General features: G+C 48.8%; 20 protein-coding genes and 1 pseudogene. 15 read left to right on the top strand and 6 right to left on the bottom strand.

Annotation, left to right across the window (positions count from 1 at the left end; translation table 11 throughout):
• Nucleotides 1-39: 39 nt before the first annotated feature.
• The 6 genes from ACFSW8_RS13995 (at nt 40) to ACFSW8_RS13970 (ending at nt 5,416) form a co-directional block, all read left to right on the top strand.
• Complete coding sequence (locus ACFSW8_RS13995; RefSeq protein ID WP_377088982.1) at nt 40-780, top strand: hypothetical protein; 741 nt, start codon at nt 40-42, stop codon at nt 778-780.
• 66 nt (nt 781-846) lie between these two features.
• Nucleotides 847-1,299, top strand: coding sequence for a hypothetical protein (locus tag ACFSW8_RS13990; protein WP_377178539.1), 453 nt, complete (start codon nt 847-849; stop codon nt 1,297-1,299).
• An 84-nt stretch (nt 1,300-1,383) separates the two neighbouring features.
• Nucleotides 1,384-2,406, top strand: coding sequence for a hypothetical protein (locus ACFSW8_RS13985; protein ID WP_377178537.1), 1,023 nt, complete (start codon nt 1,384-1,386; stop codon nt 2,404-2,406).
• A gap of 381 nt (nt 2,407-2,787) precedes the next feature.
• Nucleotides 2,788-3,741, top strand: coding sequence for a hypothetical protein (locus ACFSW8_RS13980; protein WP_377088977.1), 954 nt, complete (start codon nt 2,788-2,790; stop codon nt 3,739-3,741).
• A 48-nt stretch (nt 3,742-3,789) separates the two neighbouring features.
• A complete protein-coding gene (locus tag ACFSW8_RS13975; protein WP_377088976.1) occupies nt 3,790-4,224 on the top strand; it encodes a hypothetical protein in 435 nt (144 codons plus the stop codon).
• Nucleotides 4,225-4,228: 4 nt separating this feature from the next.
• A complete protein-coding gene (locus ACFSW8_RS13970; protein ID WP_377088975.1) occupies nt 4,229-5,416 on the top strand; it encodes a hypothetical protein in 1,188 nt (395 codons plus the stop codon).
• 62 nt (nt 5,417-5,478) lie between these two features.
• Here the strand turns inward: ACFSW8_RS13970 and ppnP are convergent, their stop codons facing one another.
• From ppnP to cyoE, 6 genes are all read right to left on the bottom strand, one after another.
• Nucleotides 5,479-5,796 carry a pyrimidine/purine nucleoside phosphorylase gene (ppnP, locus tag ACFSW8_RS13965; protein WP_377088974.1) on the bottom strand — a complete coding sequence of 106 codons (318 nt, stop codon included), beginning with the start codon at nt 5,794-5,796 and terminating at the stop codon, nt 5,479-5,481.
• Between the two features lie 155 nt (nt 5,797-5,951).
• Complete coding sequence (hisD, locus tag ACFSW8_RS13960; protein ID WP_377088973.1) at nt 5,952-7,241, bottom strand: histidinol dehydrogenase; 1,290 nt, start codon at nt 7,239-7,241, stop codon at nt 5,952-5,954.
• Nucleotides 7,242-7,389: 148 nt separating this feature from the next.
• Entirely contained in the window at nt 7,390-7,998 is a 609-nt protein-coding gene (locus ACFSW8_RS13955) for a DUF420 domain-containing protein (RefSeq protein ID WP_377088972.1), read from the bottom strand.
• Nucleotides 7,999-8,026: 28 nt separating this feature from the next.
• Nucleotides 8,027-8,761 (bottom strand): SCO family protein, encoded by a 735-nt coding sequence (locus tag ACFSW8_RS13950; RefSeq protein ID WP_377178535.1) that lies wholly within the window; start codon nt 8,759-8,761, stop codon nt 8,027-8,029.
• Between the two features lie 7 nt (nt 8,762-8,768).
• Nucleotides 8,769-9,689 carry a hypothetical protein gene (locus tag ACFSW8_RS13945; RefSeq protein WP_377088970.1) on the bottom strand — a complete coding sequence of 307 codons (921 nt, stop codon included), beginning with the start codon at nt 9,687-9,689 and terminating at the stop codon, nt 8,769-8,771.
• Between the two features lie 32 nt (nt 9,690-9,721).
• On the bottom strand, nt 9,722-10,651 hold the full coding sequence (gene cyoE / locus ACFSW8_RS13940; protein ID WP_377178533.1) for a heme o synthase: 930 nt from the start codon (nt 10,649-10,651) through the stop codon (nt 9,722-9,724).
• A 214-nt stretch (nt 10,652-10,865) separates the two neighbouring features.
• Here cyoE and nrdR point away from each other — a divergent pair, with 214 nt between their 5' ends.
• The 9 genes and pseudogenes from nrdR to ACFSW8_RS13895 all read left to right on the top strand — a co-directional run bounded on the left by nrdR (nt 10,866) and on the right by ACFSW8_RS13895 (nt 21,097).
• Complete coding sequence (gene nrdR / locus ACFSW8_RS13935; protein WP_377091449.1) at nt 10,866-11,357, top strand: transcriptional regulator NrdR; 492 nt, start codon at nt 10,866-10,868, stop codon at nt 11,355-11,357.
• A gap of 12 nt (nt 11,358-11,369) precedes the next feature.
• Nucleotides 11,370-11,942: a hypothetical protein gene (locus ACFSW8_RS13930; protein WP_377088968.1), complete on the top strand. Its 573-nt coding sequence runs from the start codon at nt 11,370-11,372 to the stop codon at nt 11,940-11,942.
• Nucleotides 11,943-12,282: 340 nt separating this feature from the next.
• Nucleotides 12,283-13,344 carry a hypothetical protein gene (locus tag ACFSW8_RS13925; protein WP_377088966.1) on the top strand — a complete coding sequence of 354 codons (1,062 nt, stop codon included), beginning with the start codon at nt 12,283-12,285 and terminating at the stop codon, nt 13,342-13,344.
• 238 nt (nt 13,345-13,582) lie between these two features.
• Complete coding sequence (locus ACFSW8_RS13920; RefSeq protein ID WP_377088965.1) at nt 13,583-14,788, top strand: leucine-rich repeat domain-containing protein; 1,206 nt, start codon at nt 13,583-13,585, stop codon at nt 14,786-14,788.
• Entirely contained in the window at nt 14,785-16,572 is a 1,788-nt protein-coding gene (locus tag ACFSW8_RS13915) for a leucine-rich repeat domain-containing protein (protein WP_377088964.1), read from the top strand. The genes ACFSW8_RS13920 and ACFSW8_RS13915 overlap by 4 nt, the downstream gene beginning before the upstream one ends.
• A gap of 146 nt (nt 16,573-16,718) precedes the next feature.
• Nucleotides 16,719-18,680, top strand: a complete 1,962-nt coding sequence (locus tag ACFSW8_RS13910; RefSeq protein WP_377088963.1) for a leucine-rich repeat domain-containing protein — start codon at nt 16,719-16,721, stop codon at nt 18,678-18,680.
• Entirely contained in the window at nt 18,581-18,940 is a 360-nt protein-coding gene (locus ACFSW8_RS13905; RefSeq protein WP_377178551.1) for a leucine-rich repeat domain-containing protein, read from the top strand. Before ACFSW8_RS13910 ends, ACFSW8_RS13905 begins: the two co-directional genes overlap by 100 nt.
• 18 nt (nt 18,941-18,958) lie before the next feature.
• Nucleotides 18,959-19,609, top strand: a pseudogene (locus tag ACFSW8_RS13900) (leucine-rich repeat domain-containing protein); the annotation flags it as partial.
• Nucleotides 19,610-19,642: 33 nt separating this feature from the next.
• Nucleotides 19,643-21,097 carry a leucine-rich repeat domain-containing protein gene (locus ACFSW8_RS13895; protein WP_377178549.1) on the top strand — a complete coding sequence of 485 codons (1,455 nt, stop codon included), beginning with the start codon at nt 19,643-19,645 and terminating at the stop codon, nt 21,095-21,097.
• Nucleotides 21,098-21,175 lie beyond the last annotated feature (78 nt).

The following is a 21,175-nucleotide window of genomic DNA, read 5'->3' as shown; positions in this document are numbered from 1 at the left end:
TACAAAAATATCTCCCCCTTACAAAAAGAAAGAGATAACATGAAAGTAAGGACATTACTCCACGTCGTGGCTGCTTCGTCAGCTCTCAGCTCAACACAAGCTGCTGAATCAAACTCAGGTACCGTCACAAAAACTGAAAAAGTCGCAGAAGTGACAAGAGGTGACCTCCAAGTTGAAAAACTTGTACGAAAAAACTCTAAGCCAATGATCAGCTGGGATCTCACCGTAAAAGAGACTCTCAAAGAAATCATCACATTTGGCGAAGATGGTAAACTCACTCCTAAAATTGACCTCCAAGCCACCGTCACCGTGCTCGGCACCGGGGTAACAAGTGGCTCAGGTAGTAGCTACACTTCCTACACCACTGCAGGAAAACTCAAGTTTGGCGACAACTCTTGGGTCACCGTTCACAACGGCAACGAAGATGCAGTCACCCCAGGCAAAGTAGTCTACCAAACTGTGGCAAAACAAGGTGAACCAATCCGCTTCCAAGCCGCATATTACTATAACGGTTGGAAAGACTTCAGACATGAAAGCTCAGATGAAGTCCTCACCCTAACTGATGGAGACACCATCCCATCTAACAAACCAGAAAACGAAGCCGTTGCCTCAGCTGAGGACTACCTCAAACCTCACCTCGATGCCAATGGTAAAATCAGCATCGGTGACTATGACGTTATCTATGTCGCTGAGCTTACACATACTGACAAAAACGCTGGAGGTTACGACCTACAGGACCTCATCATCTTAGTTTCGTTCTCTAACGTTACTAGCGAATAAGACCTAACAAAACCAACTTTCGTTATGGTTAAGAATTTGTCATTCTTATCGCTCCTATCGTGCACCTTGCTCAGCTCCGAACTTCCAGCAACTACCCATGAGGAACTTCTCGCACTCCAAAAAAATAGTGCCACCAAGCAACCCGTACACGATAAAAAGAAACCAAAGTACGAGAAGGTTAACTTGCCTAGTCTGCTTGAGCGATCTGACATACTCAGTAATGGCAACATTTGGACGCTAGTCCCAAAAAATGCCATCCTCTATGTACCCCAACGACTACAGTCGAAGGTCGTCTCAGCGCCAAATGGAAAATTTGTGAATTGGCAAACCTTCCTCACAAAAAACCCTGCATGGCTTAGCACACACCCAGTGAGCCTGAAAAACTCATCAGGCAGTGACAAAATCGATTTCGAAACCTTCGAACCAGTTAAACAACGAGGCAAAATTATTGTAGCGGTACACAACAAAGGTCCGATAAGCGTCACTCCTGGGACCATCGAAATGACCAAAACAAAATAGTCCATTGCTACATCTATCAACTTCTAACAAGCAAACTCAATGAAACACATCACCCAGCTGCTTTTAGCCAGCTCATCTCTCTGCATGGCAGAGTTTACTCCAGTTATTTCCCAAACCACCACCCTCGACGACGGCAGCGTCGCAGGCCCCAAGTTTCTAGCTAACGTCACGGGTCTCTCCGGTACTGCTCAGGCAATTCAAGAAATTGAAAAATCGGCTCTCTTCGAACTCTTCTCAATCGATGAAAATGGCGTTCAGAGAGAACACGGTAAACAAGCCGTCGCCACCTACCTACCCAGTGCTCAAATCGAAATACTCGCTCTCGATAAAGCGAATGGAGTAGCAAAAACACGGGTAAGCTCCCCATTCAGTGTTCAAGTCACTGTCGATGGTCTCATCACTAATGACCCCACTGTCCAAGATGCAGCCAAATGGGTCAACGTCTACCAGTACTACACAGAATACGCTGCTGGAGCCACATCCGCAGACGGCCAAGAAACCACATCCGAATCTCCTAACCCGATTGAACTCAATAGCAATGGGCAACACACCCTTCTCGACAACGTTATCACTCAAATCCCATCGAATAACCTCCCCACACTCAGGGGGGAGGAAACTATTACAGTTTACGCTCAGCCAGACTTTGGCTTCGAGTCGCCCACTGAACTCGCGTCAGATAAAATCATCGTCTGGCCCCTCACAACAGGAAACCTCACAGGTATCGAGAACAATGACACCGTACAAGTAATAGACAATATCAAAGCAAATATCACGGACCTCTACCCAGGCCTCAATGACCTCGGCAACACCTCAGCGTGGACCATCCTCTTCTATAAGGGATCCCAAAAATCCCAAATCACTTCTTCCGATATTGAAGCACACAGCACAGTCAGTCGCAGTACCACCACTGAATCTACCCCAACTTCAATATCTAACAAAGGGGTCGGCATGAGTAAAATTAGGCAAAAGGCGGCTCGCGAAGGAGAAGGCACCTACACTGTTGAACTCATCCAAACCACAGTCCACGGAATTGACCGACTCGATGCCATCACCTTCAATTACCAGCCAACTATCCGGGTCAATGCGAACTTAAATTCAAATAATTAAAATTAATTAATTTCAGTTAATAGAGAAAACACGAGTAGCTTAAATACAATGAGCAACAAACAAATACTCAGCCAGCTCAAAGTACGCGGCAATAGGAACACCCAATAAACACTCAAAATAGCTGCTAATTTCATCTTTCAAAAGCTCAGGGCTATCCCTGAGCTTTTCTTATTCGCAAGCCCTAACGCTCATCTTAACCTTTTAACCTTGCCTTACCCCTGCACACTAAGCTATAAGATATTCCATGCCATACGTGGCTCCTCACTAGAAAACTCAATAGATACACCCACTTGGTGTGCTTCAGCAGTTGATTTAGTTAAGGTATCCTGAATTCTCCCTAAAGAAAAGTCCCCCCTTCATCAACAACCCTTAAGAAGACACATGAAATACATCGCATTAACCTCCTCAGTAGTTGCTTGCATGATTGCGCAATCCTATGGAGACGTTTCTTACTCTATGCCGGGACTTAATGACGTCGGAAGCGTATCTGGCTCTCAAATCAACAAGAACGTCAGCGTGGGCACCCACTGGCAATACAAAATCACCGGTTACAAATGGCAGCTTTCAGCTGGTAGCCCATTGGAAGGCAGCGTCGACAAAGACGGTTACTTCCGCAACAACTCTGGCGCCAAAGTTTCACGCACCACGAAGATGGGACTCTCAATCAACGGTAAAACCATCGTCGATGAAAGCTGGAGCACCGATCGCATTGCTAATGAAGAGGGCGGCTACGCCACTACTGGTGGCACAGAAACTTTAGAAGAGCCGATTGTGATCTCAAACCAACAAGTTGGCTTCACCATCACACAGGACACTGAGATGTCCGGTGACTCGGGCACCTACATCCAGCTCATCGGAGTAGCAATCAAGCAATCCCCAACACCTTCTGGCTCCATCAGCCCCTTTGACCTCACTGAAACGGATGCCGAGAATTACTACATTGCTTCAGTCGGTGACGTTCCCACTATCAATTGGAGAATCACCAAAGAAGGTGACACTGGCACCACACCTGAGATTCAAGTAGATTCAGGATCATGGTCATACACAGATCTAGGTGCAGGCCCAGATGAGCCCGGCGAGGGAGACGTCATCACACCTGGTGACACAGACTCTTCAGGTGGCGCAACGGACCCCATCGAAGAAGACACAGAATGTGTCTCCAAAAACTGTGATAAGAACAAGACCAATAACGGGCACGGCAACAACGCCGACGGTATCGATGTCAGCAACCCCGGTAAATCTGCTCAAAAATGGCAGGACAAATGGGGCATCACTGACGACACATCAGTCGATGACGAGTCCAAGGGTGGAGGCGCAGCTCCTTCCAATAAATAGTCTCCCCTAAATCGCTTAAGAAATACGACCATACAAGACCCACCTAAAATGCGCAATTCACTCTGCTCATTAGGTCTTAAAGCTTTAGTCATAACGGCTGCGATCACTGTATCGCAGCCGTTATTTGCTGAATTCAAAAGACCTAAAATTTCAGTCACTGATCCTTATCTCAATTCCGAGATACTCGTTTCAGGCAAATACCACACGCTGGTCCCTAAAGGCTCCATTCTCTTCCTCCCTGAGAGGCACAAAAAACGCGTGGCGAATGCTCCCACTGGGGACTACATTTCCTTGAAGAAATTTATCAGTAAAAATTACGCTTGGCTTTCGACACACGAAGTCACACTCGAGCAAGCTAGAGGCACCGCGCCCCTTCCAGAACAGAAAATGAAAACTCTCCAACAATCAGGAAGAGTCATCATTGCCCAGTACAAGAAAAACCCTATTTCCGTGCGCTCCACAAAAGAAACTCAACCTAAATAGCATCATGAAAACCTCTCCATTCATCATAGGCGCCTGCGCCTACCTCTTTGGCTCAACGCTCAGTGCAATCGCCGAAGACTACATTACTCAAACTGATCTCACCCCTGTTGCAGATGGTGAAATAGCACAAAATGCAAAAATTGATATCGAAGGCCCTGACGGTATCGGCTCCATTGATGGCTCCACACCAGCCGCCTTTCCTATTGGCCCCTACGGTTCCCGTTTCGACCTCTACACCACCATTGAAACGAGTTCAGGGCGCCGGGTATATCATCTAGGCAGCTCAGTGGTAGGCCCCTACCCAACCGCAAGCATCAGCATGACTTCCAATGACCCCTACATTGAGACACGCACAAGAGCTGACCAGCGATTCGGAGCCTCTGTCACGGTATCCAATATTAGTGCTGACCCTGAAGCCCCACTCTCAATGAAACAAGTATACGTCGAACACTTGATCGACGAATACCCAGTAGGATCCTACACTTTCTCCACAACGAACCCAGCGGATTGGCGCCTAGCCAAACAAAACTCCAGTGGGGAAGATGCCGGAGTATTCATCGTTAAGGACGGCACGCTCACCATTACAATCCCTGACCCTGACGATGGCCTTGGCACCGCACTTACCTCACTCGATTCACCTAATAATGAGAATGGCGAATCGACAGAGTATTACCAATGCGGAGAAGAAAAAGTTGTCGTCTATGCACGACCATCATCCACCTCAGATTGGGTCACAATTGCAGAAAAAAAGATTCGTGTCTTCCCTCTGCCTTCCGCTCAGATCATCGCTTCTCACGATAACTTCGCCACAACATTCGAACTAAACTCGAATACTGAATACACCTCAGTCCCTTCGATCTACGCCGTCTGTAACGAACTTTACCCCACTAGTGTCACCACTATCCGCCTTTACAAAGGCACACTCGACAACCTCGGTGACCTCGTTGTCTCCGACCTCGAGCTCGTCGATGGATCGGAACCTGCGAGTTTCAACACCATCCAGCCTCAAGATGGCGTCCTCATGCTCAACAATACCGAGCCCGAAATTGTCGCCCTGGAAGATGGCTACTACACGGTCGAGCTCGTTACCGTCACTCCATTTAATAATGGCGCAGTAGAACGTATCGCATGGGCTGAATTTCAACTCAAGAAGTCACTGCGTATCAACGCGAACTTAAGCTCACAGAAGTAAGCTACGACTCACTCCCTTCCTATTAAAAAAGCTCAGGCAAGCGCCTGAGCTTTTTTCATTCCTTAATCTTGAAGATAAGAACAAATATACTGAGCAAGCTCACCTTCTACCTCAATGGTGAAACCTGAGTTTGCTGGCACATCAAAATAACTACCAGCTGCGTAGCTTTGCACCTGCTCAGCACCATCGAGAGTTACCTTGCACTGCCCTGCAATCACTTCCATTCGCTCTGCAGCTTCGGTACCAAAGTGGTAATTTCCCGGGTAAATGACTCCAAAGGTCTTCGTTGTTCCGTCCTCAAGAGTGATCCCGTGAGAAACGACTTTCCCATCGAAGTACACGTTTGCGAGAGCCTTCGCTGTTACATTGTTAAATTCCATGCCGTTTCGATAATCCGAGGACGCCCTTCTGTGAAGAGTATTTTAAGTCAGCCTAGCAAGCAAAAGCTCCAAAAATAAAGAATCGCTGACCTATCAACTAAATAAAGTCGACAGCTTGTCGGTCCTCAGGATGAAAAGCATCCCGCTTGTCACCCCTAGGCATTAGCTCGGATACTCACAGAAGCACCATGGGCATCTAATCCCTCGACTCGCGCAAATTCAGCCACATATTTTTCGGACTTCTGCACACTCGCTTGATCCATGCGAACAATACTCGTGCGGCGTTGGAATTGATCCGCACGAATCCCCGAGAATGACTTCCCTGAACCACCAGTTGGTAAAGTGTGGCTCGGACCTGCAAGGAAGTCACCTACTGCCACTGCAGCAAAATTTCCCACATAAATCGCCCCAGCTGTCTTCACCTGATCTAACCAGTGGTTTTCATCCCCCACAATCAATGACAAGTGCTCGGGCGCAAACACATTACAGATGCGAATCGCCTCCTCCAAATTCTCAACAACTAAGGCAAAGGTCCCATCATCCAGCACCTTACGAATGTACTCCGCACGGCTCAACGCTTGGATCTGGCGTTCTATCTCGACCTCTACTTTAGCTAGTAATTCAACAGATGTCGTCGCAAAACCCACCACACTGTCACCACCGTGTTCTGCCTGAGCTAACAAATCCGCTGCCACAAATGCAGGGTTTGCGGATTCATCCGCAATGATAAGCACCTCGCTCGGCCCTGGAAGTAGGTCGATAGATACCGCCCCCACAAGCTGACGCTTCGCCTCTACGACAAAGCTATTGCCTGGACCAAAAATCTTCTCCACGGGCTTTACGGTTTCAGTCCCGAGAGCCATCGCGGCCACTGCTTGCGCTCCTCCCACCTTGATGATCTGAGTCGCACCAGACTCTTTCAGTGCGTAGAGAAGCGAGGGATTCACCTTACCATTCGCGCCTGCAGGAGTCGCAGCCAAGATGTCTTTCACCCCTACAGCCTGCCCGATCGCCGCCGTCATCAAAGCTGTCGAGACCAAGGGAGCCTTACCTCCAGGCACGTACACACCCACACGATCATAGGGAACAAAGCGCTCACCAACCTCGGCCCCCTCGGCATTCGTATAGGACCAGTCTTGTCGCATGCTCTGCCGAGCAAAGGCATGCACGTTCTTCTTTGATGCCGCTATCGCCTCCTTCACGGAGTCTTCTACCACCGCTTCCGCCTCCGCAAGCTCTTCCTCACTCACAAAAAGTGTCGAATCATCGAGCACCAACTTATCAAAGCGTTCCGTGTATGCGTACAAGGCTGCATTACCTCGCTGCTTCACCGCATCAACAATACCCGCAACAGTTTCATACAGCTCAGTGCTGGGAATAGCCTGACGGTCTAATTGCTGAACAAACTCTGCGTATTCAGCATCTTGATATCGAACAATTTTCATTTTCTTTTGTACCTTAGCACCACTTTCTATCAACGACTCGATTGACCATTCAAGCGAGTGACAGGCTCGATGCCTTGTTATTTAGTTGTGATATGTTTAAGTGACGATGCAGCCAACTAGCAACTTCCGACTACCAACTTCTCACTTTTTAGTAATAGGGTTTCAACAGCAAGTAGCAAACGGGGCCCGTCACGGCGACATATAACCACATCGGATAAACCCAACGCGCTAACTTCCGGTGCTTCGCAAACTGATGCGTCGCCCCATTGATCCACGTAAATAAAATAAATGGTAAACTCACCCCTGCTAACACGATATGACTCACGAGCACCAATAGATAAACCGTTCTGGAACTCCCAACTTCAGCACGCTCGTGATCCTCAAGCACACCATTGCCATTGATATCACCAAAAAGTACCTCAGGAGTCGTGAAGTGGTAGGCTACGTAACACAGCAAAAAAAGCACCGATGTAAGCATCGCCACGCTGATCGCGCGCACATGGAGCTGAATATTCTTCTTCTTAATCCCTAACAACGCCACCACCAATGCGATGGAAACGATCGTGTTCAGCACCGCGTGAACCGGAGGTAAAAAACTAAAACTAAAGCCTTCTGGCAAAGGAATCCGCAGCTCCGGACGTCGCATCAAGCCAACAAGCACCAACACTGCTGCGGTCAGCACCCAAGCCGCTACTTTCAACTTCTTTCCAAGCACCACATTGGGCTCGCGCTGCAAATAACTCTTATAGTCTTCCATCACTTTGTTGCCTCATATCTCAAGTTTGCTATTCAGAGGCCTCTCCCGCCTCACCAATCGCCACATCAATCATGTCTAACAATTGACTCTTCTTCGCTTGATACAGGTCGTGCTTATCATTGGCTAAAAGCTCAAAGAGGTTTTCTTTAGCGCGCAACTTAGAGTTCGTATCAATCACAGCAATGCCCATATCGTGGGTAATCGCATCCGACGCACTAGTCTTGTTAGCATTCTCCTTAAAGTCGATATACCACAGCTGTTCGCGACAGTAACGCACCAACTCATCCTTCGGGACATTGAGCATCCACCATGACTTGCTGTTCGCATTCCAAACCTCAGCGGATTGCTTCAACTTCTCAGGCGTATCAAACTCTGGATCCAGAGTCACTGTCACAAAGTGCACCTTCGGGTTGTCTTTAAGCTCTTCGTGCAGCTCTTGCATGATGGTCTTGTTGTGACCTAGACACATGTTGCAGCGGCTGTAAAACTGAGCAAAAACGATGGCCTTTCCCTTGAGGTCAAACAAGCCCACTTCTTCCCCATCCTGATTCACTCCTCGCAAATCCTGTGTTAACTGATGATCTAAATCCTGCATCATCGGTACAGTTTCCACCTGAGCTGCTAGATTCTCAATGCGCTTCCTCTCGCTCTCCTCTGCCATCTTCTTGCGCTGTTGCCCCATCCAGTTGAACAACACCAAAAGCCCAATAGCCAGTACCGCTACGCTTGAATAAATGAATATGATTTTTGTCTTATCCTTCATGGTCGTATTACCCTCCTGTCGTCGCATTTCTGTGTTTGCGCAAGCGAATCCCCATAATAATAATAAATGCTAAAATCGTCAGCGCTACCACAATAGCACTGCCGTAATTCGGATCCTGATCCGTCTCCGTTTCCGTAAAGGTATAATCAATCACCTTGTACATGCGCTTCGTCCAAATCTCTTCCATATCATGGTAGAGATTCAACAATTGCCCTTCCCTGCTCTGCTTGTCATCAAGCAATGTCGGCTGGGTCTTCAGTCGCTCCCTCACCTCATTCTGGCGCGCCAACGCAAAATCGAAATCGAATTGCTCAAACTCCCCACGCACACGCCGTGATTGATCCACTATGCGCAGTTGCGCCGGAATGTCGTGCACGCCAAACTTCTCGGCATCAGCTCCCTTGCGTTCCTTGATGTGGGCCATCTTCAGATGGTCCTTAAGAAAGCCGATCACAGATTTCTCTTCGGCAGCCATGAACCACCACTGACTCATGTCAGCACCCACCTCATCGGCTATTTTGGCTAACTCTTCGTATCCATGCTCATGGGGATTCGCCACGGAGATACACACAAGGTGAAAGTCATCGCGTTCCTTATAATGCTCAGCCAAGTCCTGCATCTTCTGCAGCTGAATCTTATTTTCCTCTGGGTGATTCGGTACAATCGGCGCCACCACCCAAACTTTCCCTTCCAGATCATCTAGCCCTCGAAACTCCCCATCTTGACACACTCCCGCAAAGTTCTTCGTCAGACGACTAATTCTAGGAGAGCGCCCAGCAATTTCTTCCTGCTTATCCTTCGCTTGCTGTTGGGTGTACTTCCACCAAATCACTGCCCCCCCAACCAACATCAATAAAAATAAAACGATGACAGTGCGACGTATCGCCTTCGGGTCGCGCTCAGCGGGTTCCAATACAGTAGGATTCATATCAAATGGCTCTTGCTCAGCCGCTCAATGCGCTAATACCAGCTGAATGTCAACAAACCCAGCGCAAGGGGCAAATAAAGTAAGGTGAAAAAGAAAAGTTTCCGTGATGACTTGCGGTCACCAATCCGTCCAAAATCTAACGATAACTTACACATGTACGCCCCCGCCAAAAATCCACCAATCCCATATACCCAGCCAGCCATCTCAATCCCTGGCAAACACGCTAACGGTGCCAATACCGCCAACATTGCAGAATAAATCAACGCCAAACGAGCTGTCTTCTTCCCACTCACATCACCATTCGACCACATCTTGTAGCCCGCTTCCTCGTATTGCTCACGGCAAAACCAATTGATCGCCACAAAATGAGGGAGCTGCCATAAAAATAACAAAGCAAACAAGTACCACGACTCCCAGGCATACCAATCGCCACCTGCCGCAGCCCAACCAATCATCGGTGGTGTCGCCCCAGGAATCGCCCCCACTAGGGTATTCGCAGAATGCTGCCGCTTCATCGGAGTGTATGCAAAAACGTAAATCCCAATGGTTGCCGCAGCGATATACGCCGACTCTGCATTCACCATATTGCCTAAATGAATCACCCCAAAGGCGGAAAGTCCCCAACCAATCACAAAAGCCGAAGTCACACTCATCCGCTCCGATGGTAAAGGTCGATTGCTTGTCCTCCCCATCTTGCGGTCCTGCTCGATCTCCATCAACTGATTGAATGCCGCCGATCCAAATGCCGCAGCTGCCGTACCTAACAAAGTGTGGAACAACAACCACCAATCAATCATCCCCCAAGTAAAACCGCCCGCCTGAGACTTCGATGCCAATAAAAATCCAAACAAGGTCGTGATCAATACAAACACGTTCAATCGCACCTTAGTCAACACCATCAAATCTTGACGGAGGGAAACTGGTTCAGGTTTCTCAATTAGTTTGGTCGGCTGATCGCTCATCGCTGCGGCACTATGCACCTCCCGCCACTTTTGCCAAGACCGAACATTTTACAAAATACCACCCATTTTTGTGAACAAGTCGTGGACTACTCCCAGCTTTTAAAACTTTTACTTTAGACGACTTAACTATGTAGCAAGCGTGATTTTTTTCGTCAATTTTACTATAGACTTCCTCCGTAATGCTCCTCATACCCGACGACAACTCAGGGAATTTATGCGCTGTATTCAATGTGGATCACTCGAAGATAAAGTCATCGACTCAAGGATGTCGAAGGACGGCACGACCACGCGTCGCCGTCGCGAGTGCCTGCAGTGTAACTACCGCTATACCACCTATGAGCAAATTGAGCGCACTGAACTACGCGTCGTGAAACGCGACGGCACACGCCAGACACTCAACCGCGAAAAACTCCTCCGCGGTTTGGTCAAGGCCTGTGAAAAGCGCCCAGTCTCCATGGACCGACTCGACCGCGCCGTCGAGGAAATCCTCGCGGAACTCCACAAAGACCACCTTGCCGAATGCCCCTCAGACATCATCGGCGTCAAGGTCATGGACAAGCTCCATGACATCGATCCAGTGGCCTACGTGCGTTACGTCTCAGTCTACCGCCAGTTCGAAGATGTCGGCGAATTCATTCGCGAAATCCAGAAGCTCGAGCATCGCTCCCACACAAACGCCCTCCAACGCCCCCTATTTAAAGACTAAACCCATTCCTCTATGATCTGTATTGTCGGCAACCTCCCCGTTCTCCAAGTCGGTCGCTACCAAGTGACTGGCTACAGCACCCAGTGGATTCGTACTGCCATCGAGCAGGCTGCCCAGCGCGCCCACCAAGATGACTTTGCCTTCACCGATGACGTCTACGAAGGAGTCATCCACTACCTCGAACACAAATGCACCCTCCGCATGCTCAAGCTCGAGGACCTCTACAAACGGCTCTCCCACATGCTCAGCCGCATCGGCTACGGATCCATTGCCAATGCGCTTGAACCTGTTGCCCCACCAGTGACCATTTCGCTCGAACGCGCCGCACGCGACGCCGGCGACGGCTACGAACTCGCCTTTTTCCGCGAACTCCAAACCGAGCTCGTCGAACTTAAGAAAACGGGTGCCATCGACGTCTACTTCAGCCATGTGGAAGAATGTGTCCACATCCTCAAGCGCACCGACACGTGGAACGAAAGCTGTAAAGAACTTGAAGCGGATATCATCGACTGGCTGCGCAAGGTCGGCACTCAACCCAAACGCCTTGGCTACCGCATCAGAGCCAACCTTAAGCAATTGGCCTAGTGTGCTGTCAGAGAAGTAATGAACATCATTGCGAAAGGTAAGCTTCCTGATCAACAAGGCTAGAGGCAGTCCTGAATAGACATTCCGGACTGCCGAAGAACAAAGTTGATAAGAAAATGACCCGAGCCTCATGAAAGAAGTGACTGACAGGAGCCATTCCTCAACCAATGATCAATCAATGATGTTGAGGACTTATCTGACCCCACACTAGCTTCTGGCTTCCACCGACTTCCGCCTCAACGTTTTTCCTCGCATCAGCCTCTGCCTTGTGAATAATGCAGCAGCTTAAAAAATGCGTCACACCTCCGCATTTTTTAAGCAGACCCAATCCTGTTATATTATGATCAAAAAACTACTCATTCCAGTTGCAGCAGCTGCTGTCATGGTCCAAGGCGCCCACGCCGACGGCATGACAAAAGCCCAGCGCGAGCAACTCAGCAAAGCGCTTGATCGCCTCATCAACAAAAGTAAAGCAACCCTCACCTCGCGTCAGGCCACTGCTTACAAAGCGTACAAAAACGCCCTCGGCTCCAGCACCAAGGCCATGGAGCTCTACCTCGACTGCTACGAAAAAGTAAACTTTATCGAGGCCGGTAAAAAAAGCAGCGACTTCAGAGACTGGAAACGCGCCCAAAAAGAACGCCTCTCAGAACCAGGCTTCCGTCTTGCCCTGCGCCACCAACTCAATTGGCTGGTGCTCACACTCGAAGCTTCACGCAACGAAGAACCCAACTATTCTGCGCTCTCAGCCAAAGCGCGCGGCGCGGTGGAAAACATCTTCGATGACGCCTCGCGTCTCGACCACCACCACGGCATCCTAAAACAAGACGTGCTCAGCTCAGTATTCGCCAAAGCTTATGGCTTCGGTAGCTACAAAATTAAAGACTGGCCAACCACCCCCCTCAACATCCCCCAAGTCTACGACAAAATCGTCTTCCCCACCCTCCGCGAAAAGAAAAAAGCCTCTACCCTCCACTCCGCTTGGAAAGAGCGCATCAGCTACCAAGAAGCAATGCTCGAACATTGGGCTCCCGTGCCAAAATCCAAAACTATCGGCATGAAAAAGGATCTCAAACCACCCGCATATAACAAATTTATCGAGACCGAACGCCCCAAACTCATCTGGCAAATGGAGCTCGACGTCTATAAAGCTGGCGACGAATACGGTTCAGCCTCCCGCATGATCCGCCACCTAGAACGTAACATCAGCCATAACAGTGCCCCAGAATGGGCCAAGCAACTCTCCGAACTTATTGGCCCCCCACCAGAAGAGAGCGAAACTCCTAACGATGAACCCAGCGAACCACCCGTCGTCGCTCAAGAAACGCCAACATCGCCCCCCACACCACAAGAACCCGAAAATAAAAACTCTGGTGGCTATATCGAACTGCCAGTTAATTAAGCGCTTACAGCACGCCTAACAGATTTATCATAACGAACAAAGGCCCCTAGTTGAATCCGTTCAGCTAGGGGCTTTTGACGTCTAACCACCAACTAAACATTAATATTACATTAATAAATCAATGAGTTGTTAGCATTGATAACCCCTCTTTCATGGGCATATAAACTGAGACTCAGCCATCCCCCCGTTCGTTACTTCCCCCCGGTAACATACCGCATCGATACCTCAACGAACCACCATGACTCGGACAGCACTTCGCCTCTCAGCACTTCTTTCTCTCACTCTCGCATCGCTCCAAGCTGCCAGCGTCTCCGATCTTACCTACACCAGCGACGGCTCGGGCATCACTATCACTGACTGCCTCACTTCAGCCACTGGAGCCATGGACATTCCAGCGACTATCGATGGCCTGCCTGTCGTTAAAATTGCCTCACGGGCTTTTCAAAGCTGTAATAAGATCACAAGCATGACCATGCCGAATACTATCACCAGTATTGGCTCCTACTGTTTCTTTAATTGCGATTTGATGGAAACGATTCAGTTATCCACAGGCCTCAGCACCATCGCTACTGCGACCTTCCGTTCCTGTGATTCCCTCGATAATGTGGTCATTCCGGAAGGGGTCCTAAAACTTGGTTCCTATGCCTTCTTCGGAGCAGATGGCATGACTAGCGTGAGTCTACCAAGTTCACTCACTTCCATTGGGAATGATGCATTCGATTACTGCCAAGCCTTGGAATCCATCGAAATTCCAGCGGGAGTCAGCAGCCTTCCTTCCCGCCTCTTTGAAAACTGTATCCTCTTGAGTAACATCACTCTTAATGAAGGACTACAAACCATCAAAGCCTATGCATTCCTGAATTGCCAGTCGCTGACCAGCCTCTCACTCCCATCGACAGTAAGCAACATTGAGGCAGCAGCATTCGATAACGCATCAGCTCTCGTCAGCGTCTCCATTCATCCGAATAATACCACTTATGCATCAAACGGAGGCTCCATAGTCAGTAACAACCTGACAACCCTTGAGCATGTGACTGAAGGCACCTCCGGGAGCTACACAATCCCCTTCTCTGTCACCTCGATTGCTAGCACGGCACTCGATGGCTGCGACAAAATTACGACTTTGACACTCAACAGTGCTATCACCACTTTTACCTCAAGCTATTTGAGTGGCTGCAATAGCCTCACTAGTATCCAAGTGGAAATTGGAAACACCACATTTTCAAGCACGGGCGGTGTGCTCTTTAACCTCGACGCTACAGAACTCATCGCCTATCCTCGAGGCCTTACAGGTGCGTACACGATACCTGAAGGAGTCACCAGTATTGCCAACAGTGCATTCAACAACTGTGATCAACTCTCCAGTATTCAATTTGCGAGCACCTTAATTCAATTGGCACCGCTGCGTTCCAAGGCTGTGACGGCCTTACTGCGGCGCATATGAATAATCTCGTCACCTCCCTCCCACAAGACTGCTTCCAAAATTGCTCCCAACTGAGCACGCTTAGCTTGCCATCAAACATCCAGACCCTTGGAAAAAATTGTTTCCAAGATTGCGATGCTCTCACTTCCTTCACTGGACCATCCACACTGGACAACATTGGCAACTTCGCCTTTGAAGATTGCGATGAACTACTTGCCGTTTACTTTCTCGCGTCTACTCTGACTCTTGGAAATAGTAGCTTTGAAAGCTGTGACAAGCTCGTCTCAGCTTCACTCCCCAACAACATCAGCACGATCCCCGACTCGTGCTTCAAATACTGTCGCTCACTCCAGAACTTTGCGCTCCCTACAGGCTTAACTTCCATTGGCGATAGTGCTTTTGAATCCTGTATGGCCCTCACCTCTGTAAGCATTCCACACGGAGTCACTTCGCTCGAAGAAGAAGCCTATGCCTATTGTGAAGAACTCCTTGAGGTCACCTTCCCTAGCACTCTGGAATACATCGGCGTCTATACGTTTGGCGAATGCTATAAATTAGCCACAATCAACTTCTCTACCGGTCTCAAAACTATCGACGAAGAGGCCTTCATCGAATGCTACGCACTTGTGAATCTTGAATTACCTGAAGGGCTCGAAGTGATGGAAGATGCAGTCTTCTACGGCTGTGAGAACTTGCTGAGTCTCACGATTCCCAATTCTCTCGAAGAATTTAGAGCCAACCATATCTACCGCTGCACAGGGCTTACAAACATCCAAATCAAAGCTGGTAACACACGCTACTCAACTCAAGCCGGCATCCTCTACTCAATCGATGGAACCACTTTGATCGCCTACCCACCAGGCCTCAATGGCGCGTTCACTATACCTGAGGGAGTCACCACTCTTGCCACAAGTGCTTTTGAATACTGCACAGGGCTTTCCGAGATCACCTTCTCCAGCACCCTGACTACTCTGGGAGATAGTGCCTTTGAGGACTGCCAAGCGCTTACCACCGCCAACATGAGCAGCCTCGTGACTGCTCTCTCAAATCGCTGCTTCCAAAATTGCTACAAGCTCTCAGAACTCACTTTCCCATCAGGACTCACCAGTATCGGTGAGTATACTTTCGATGACTGCAACAGCTTCGTGAACTTTGCTGTCCCACAAGGTGTCAACACTATCGCTTACAGAGCGTTCTATAAATGCAGTAACCTCATTACTGTGGAACTGCCCAGCAGCCTGAGCAGTTGGAGTAGTCAAACCTTTGAAGACTGTAAAAAACTTGAATCTGTCATTTTTTACGGAAATGCCATTGCCGAGTCAGGTGGTTCGCACTTCGCCAACACCAGCGATAACCTAACAGTCTATTATTTCGATAACACCACAGGCTACACCACCAGCTATGATGGGGTCCCTACTGTTGAGATCGATGACGGCCTGTATCCTACTGCCGTCTGGCTGCTTCACTCTGGGTACCACCATAATCAAGATATGAGCGTAGATATGAATGGTGACGGCGTCACTCTCCTCCACGCCTACGCATTTGGCCTCACCCCCACCCAAGCCAATAGCGCAGCAGATTTTCCTCAAGCACAGCTCATCAATGATAAACTCACCCTTGTTCTCGATAATTTAGCTGACCACGCCAGCTATGATGTTCAAACCAGTACCGATCTCATCAATTGGAGCCGATTCGGCATGACCAACACCTACCAAGGCAATAGTCGCACCGTCACCGTTCCGACAACTGATCAACAACGCTTCCTGAAGATCAACCTCTACCTGATGACTTCGGAAAACTCATAGTGCTCGCTGATCCCACATAGGAGGCACTCCTCCCCATTTTAACGACACAAAGTTCGTGCTGTCGTTTTGGGTACTAACATGAGCGGAAATTCACGAAAACCAGTTCTACTATCACGCTCCCCATTCGCACATTACATAAGATTTTTATGAAAGCTCTCTCTCTGCTTTATTGCCTAATCACAGCGACTCTCTTCGCTGCAGACGCAAATTTACTCACCTATACTGACGATGGCTCTGAAGTCACAATCACCGGTCTGCCTACCACAGAAGCCGGTGAACTCATCATTCCAGACACTCTCGGAACCCCGGCCCTCCCTGTCACCTCGATCGCAGACAACGCTTTCGAGGACTGTGACCTTCTCACTAGTATTACCATTCCAAGTTCCGTCACGAGCATTGGAGCTAGCTCTTTTCGAGGCTGCGACGAGCTTCTCACTCTTAACTTAAATGAAGGCCTCGTGGAAATCGGCAATCATGCATTCTTTGATTGCTTGAAACTGCAAAGCGTCACCCTACCTAGCACAGTTCGTACGATTGGAACCCATGCCTTTCAAAATTGTGTCGCGATGACCGGCCTTACTCTTAATGACGGATTGGAGACGATCAAAGAGCGCGCGTTCTACAACTGCACATCGATCACCCATGTTGAAGTTCCATCTTCAGTCACCACCATGCAAACGCGCACCTTCCGCGGCTGTGTGAACCTCAAGACAGCAGTAATCAATGCAAACATAAGCTCCCTTCCTACACGCATTTTCATCCACTGCGACCTCCTCGAGTCCGTAGAGTTTGCCTCCAACATTACCAAAATATCAGACCAAGCCTTCAATGGATGTGATTCACTTGCTTCCCTCTTCTTCAAAGGTGATGAGCCTGAAATCGGAGGAGCTGACAACTTCCTCGATGTACCAAGCACACTCAAGTTCTACCACTACAATACTGCAGCTAACTGGGACACGACCTTCGCTGGCTTCACTACTGTCTCCTTCTCGAACGGAACACCCCCCTATCACTACACCTTCACAGATGATGGTTCAGAAGTGACTATCACAGGACACAACGCCTCCCTATCAGGAGCCCTAGTCATCCCTGACACTATTAATGGTCTCCCTGTCACCGCCATAGGTGCCTCAGCCTTCTTTGAGTGCAGCTCCATCACCTCAGCCCAGTTCCCTGACAATCTCACCGATCTCGGCACCAGCTCTTTTTATAAATGTTCCAACCTCACCTCCATCAATTTCCCACAGCACCTCAACACCATACCAGAAAACTGCTTTCGTGATTGTAATTTCGGCACCTTAGAGATTCCAGCACACATCACGCACTTAGGTAAATCTTGCTTCGAAAGAAGCAACATCAAGGAGCTCACCCTCAACGATGGTCTAGAAGTCATTGGCCAATATGCCTTTGCTGAGTTACTCGACACAGATCTCACCATCCCTGGCAGCGTAGTCACCTTTGGCGAGCAAGTGCTCTATGATTCCCAGGTGCAATACCTCACTCTCGAAGAAGGCATCACGGAAATCCAAGAAAATGCCTTCAATTACTCCGATGACCTCATCGCGGTCTACTTGCCGAGCACCATCACCTCCCTCGGTGGTGGTGTCTTTACAGAAAATAGCTACCTCGAATTTGTTTCCTTCCGTGGCACCCCTCCAGCCCTGAACGACCAAAAACCTACCAACTTCGCCGATGTCGCAAGCGGCTTCACCATCTACGTAAAAGACCCTAATAACAATTTAGGCTGGAGCAGCACATACGACGTAATCAATACCCTCAGCTACTCGAACGGCATCCTCCCACACTACCTCAGCTACAACAGCAGCGGCGCCACCATCACCATCTATGACTGCGACTCCAGCTACGCAGGAGCACTTGTCATTCCAGACTCTATCGGAGGAAGAAACGTCACAGTCATCGGAACCAACGCATTTTTCGATTGTGACCTCATCACCTCAGTCACCATGGGCTCCAACATCACCACCATCGGCTCCAATGCCTTCAAGGACTGCGCTCTGCTCAACACCGCGACTATCTCAGACTCCCTCCTAGGCCTTGCCAATGGCTGTTTTACCAACTGCCCAGAACTGACAACTGCCCAGAACTGACAACTGTCCACCTTCCAAGCTCCATCAAAGGCCTCGGCTCAGAATGCTTTAGCGGATGCTCCAAGCTCTCTTCCATCGATATCTCCAATGTCGAGTATTTCGATGAAGCCACCTTCAGTGGAACCAGTTCACTCACTCAAGTCACTCTCAATGCCACAATCGATGAAATACCCGTTGAATGCTTCCTCAACTCTGGGCTCACCTCTATCACACTTCCAGACTCCGTAGAAGAAATTGGCGACCGCGCTTTCCGCGGCTGAAGAGACCTTGCGAGTGTTACCCTCTCCACCACTCTTACCTCCTTGCCGAATTGGGCTTTTGGCAGCTGTGAAGCGCTTACATCCATTAATCTTCCAAACACAATCACATCACTAGGAGACAGATGTTTCCAAGGTTGTACTCTATTATCTAACATCGACATATCTGAGGTCGACACCCTCGGAATAGCTACCTTCTACAACACACCAGCTCTCACTCAGCTCACGCTCAATAGCTCCTTAGTAGATATTCCTGATAACTGTTTTGAAGCCTGTGGCATCACCAGCTTAACTCTACCAGATTCAGTCAGAACTGTCGGAGTTGAAGCATTTGACTCTTCAGCTCTTCAAACCCTCACTCTAAATGATGGTTTGCTCAGCATTGGAAATGAAGCATTCAGCGCCATGCCTGACCTCAAAGAGCTTGTGATTCCAGGTTCTGTAACCTCAATTGGCCAATACCTTCTCTACGAATCGAACATTGAGTATGTAACAATCGAAAGTGGTAATATCACCACGCTCCCCAATTCCATTTTCGCAGAATCTCCTAAACTTATCGGAGCTACTGTACCAGCTGGAATCACAGCAGTTGAGGCCTATGCTTTCTACGATTGCTTAGAACTTAAGTACGTAGTCTTTTATGGCTCAGCACCGACTACACTTCACACAGACTCATTCGACAACGTACCAGACCAGCAAGCTGTATTGGCCTATTTGGAAAGCAATAAAACGTCTTGGGAAGATGAAAACTATACGATTCCATCACAAGTAAAGCCTCACTCTTTTTCCAATGGCACCCCCCCTGGGCGACTCCTATTCACGAGCTCTGAGTCGGAAGTTACCATTACTGATTGTCTCAGTGATACCACAGGCGATGTCATCGTACCTGACACAATCAACGGAAAGCCTGTAACCTCCATCGGTGAGCGCGCATTCTACGCCCTTCATCAAATCACTGGAATCACACTTCCAAATACCATCACTACCCTGAGTCAGGGAGCCTTTGAATACAGCACGAAACTAGCTTCCATCAATATACCATCCGGAATTACCGCGATTCCAGATAGCTGCTTTGAGCGCTGTGAGTCACTTGTAAGCCTCACTCTTCCATCTGGTCTTACTAGTCTCGGTGACGATGCATTCAGACAGTGTGAAAAACTCATATCGATCAATCTCCCAAGTGGTATTGACACTATTCCTGACAGTTGTTTCGACCGCTGCTCCTCACTCCCAGCGATCACCCTTCACTCAAATATTACAACGCTTGAGTATAGTGCATTTGCCAGCTGTGACAGTCTCCAATCGATAGACCTTACGCATATCACTAGCCTTGGTGCGGAAGCATTTTATGACTGCATAAACCTGAGCTCCATCACCTACCCTCCAAACATCACCAGTATCCCTGACACCTGCTTCTCTTACACAGCCATTACATCCTTGGAGTTACCAGAAACCGTTACCAGCATTGGCTATCAGTCTTTCCTCGACTGCCCGAACCTTTCCAAAGTGACTCTCCCCAGCCAACTCACCAGTATCGGCGAAGAAGCCTTTGCCGACTGTGACGCCATACAGACATTAGTCATTCCAAACTCAGTAAACTCAATTGGCAAAGAGGCATTTTCCTTCATGGACACCCTCAAATACATCCTATTCGAGGGCAATCAGCCATCCGTAGTAAGCAACACCTTTAGAAACACTAACACCTCAGCCATCGTCTACTACCACGAGGTCAATTCCGCGAGCTGGGGGACCACCTTCGAAGGGCTCAATACCCAAATGATCTCAAGAACAGACATCAGTATGGACACCGCACCATGGCTCATGGAATTCGGTCTCGCACCTAACTTCGATATGTCCACAGACACAAGCTCAGACGGCATCACTGTCTTTACTGAATACGCACTCAATCTCTCACCGCTTGAAAATAACGTATCAAACATGCCCCAACTCGCTGTCACCAATGGCAAAGCAAGTATCGAGTACTACGCTGGAAAAGCTGGCATTTTCTACGCCGTTCAAACCAGTAACGACCTCAAAAACTGGACCACCTCAGGCGTCACAAAATCCTCACTCGACGCAGACTCCATGCAAGAAGCCAGTGTCGATGCCACTGATGACCAATGCTTCCTTCGTCTGGCCGTTGGAGTGCCTCAGATGTAAGAAACTCCTTTGCTATCTCGACCAAAAGCCACTGAGTAACAGCTCGGTGGCTTTTTTCGTTTAAAGAGAGAAGCCTCT

The organism is Rubritalea tangerina (genome assembly GCF_042683245.1).
GTDB classification, from domain to species: Bacteria; Verrucomicrobiota; Verrucomicrobiia; order Verrucomicrobiales; family Akkermansiaceae; genus Rubritalea; species Rubritalea tangerina.
This window is presented reverse-complemented; position numbering and strand designations above follow the sequence as displayed.